The organism is Nonomuraea turkmeniaca (assembly GCF_005889735.1).
GTDB classification, from domain to species: Bacteria; Actinomycetota; Actinomycetes; order Streptosporangiales; family Streptosporangiaceae; genus Nonomuraea; species Nonomuraea turkmeniaca.
Genome location: NZ_VCKY01000549.1, coordinates 1 through 1,130 on the forward strand (window position 1 = coordinate 1; position 1,130 = coordinate 1,130).

A 1,130-nucleotide genomic window follows, 5' to 3' on the forward strand; every position below is an offset into this window, starting at 1 on the left:
TCGGGCCGATGTTCACGGCATGATCGCCTTGACGGCTGGACCGGCGGCTGGCGGAATAGACGTCCGCGTCTTGGAAGGAAACCCGTGCGTCTCGCTCGTCCTCTTGCTGCCGCCATGCTCGTGGTCGCAGCCTTAGCCGTCCCGCAGCCGGCCCAGGCTGCCGCGTTCAAGCATCCTGGCGTCCTGGTCAGCCGCGCACAGCTCGACTTCGTCCGAGCCAATCTCGGCAACGAGCCGTGGAAGTCCGCCTGGAACGCCCTGCAGGGCAGTTCCTACGCCTCGTTGTCCTACACGGCCAAGCCCCGCGCCGAGGTGAACTGCGGCGGGAATTCCATTCCCGACAACGGCTGCTCGGACGAACGCAAGGACGCCATGGCGGCCTACACGCACGCCCTGCGGTGGTACCTCACCAAGGACGCCCGCTACGCCGAGAAGGCGATCCAGATCATGGACGCCTGGTCGGCCGTGATCACCAAACACACCGGGAGCAACGCTCCGCTGCAGACCGGCTGGGCGGGCGCCAACTTCTCCCGTGCCGCCGAGCTCATCAAGCACACCTACACCGGCTGGACGCAGGCCGGCCGGTTCGCCGGCAAGCTGCGCACCGTGTACCTCCCGACCCTGATCGCCGGGCGGCCGAACAACAACGGCAACTGGGAACTGATCATGACCGATGCCGCCATCGGCATCGCCGTGCATCTGGACGACCGTGCCTCGTTCGACCGAGCTGTCGCGACCTGGCGCGGCAGGCTGCCCGCCTACATCTACCTCAAGACGGACGGCTCGCTGCCCAAGGCCCCGCCTAACAGCGAGTACAACACCAATGCCGAGATCATCGACTACTGGCACGGGCAGACCACGTTCGTGGACGGCCTGACCCAGGAGACCTGCCGTGACTTCTGGCACACCGGGTGGGGTCTCGCGGCCATCTCCCACGTCGCGGAGACGGCCGGCCACCAGGGCGTGGACCTGTACGCCAAGGCCAAGCACCGGCTGCGATTCGCGATGGACCTCCACGCCAAATTGCAACTGGGCGGGACGGTGCCGTCATGGTTGTGCGGTGGAAAGGTCACCAAGGACCTCGGGGAGCACTTCGAGGTCGGCTTCAACGCGCTGCACCACCGTCTCGG

General features: G+C 66.7%; 1 protein-coding gene. It reads left to right on the plus strand.

Annotated features, from left to right (window positions below; translation table 11 throughout):
• Positions 1 to 114: 114 nt before the first annotated feature.
• The coding region (locus ETD86_RS54445; RefSeq protein ID WP_138674398.1) for an alginate lyase family protein at positions 115 to 1,130 on the plus strand (1,016 nt) is incomplete at its 3' end.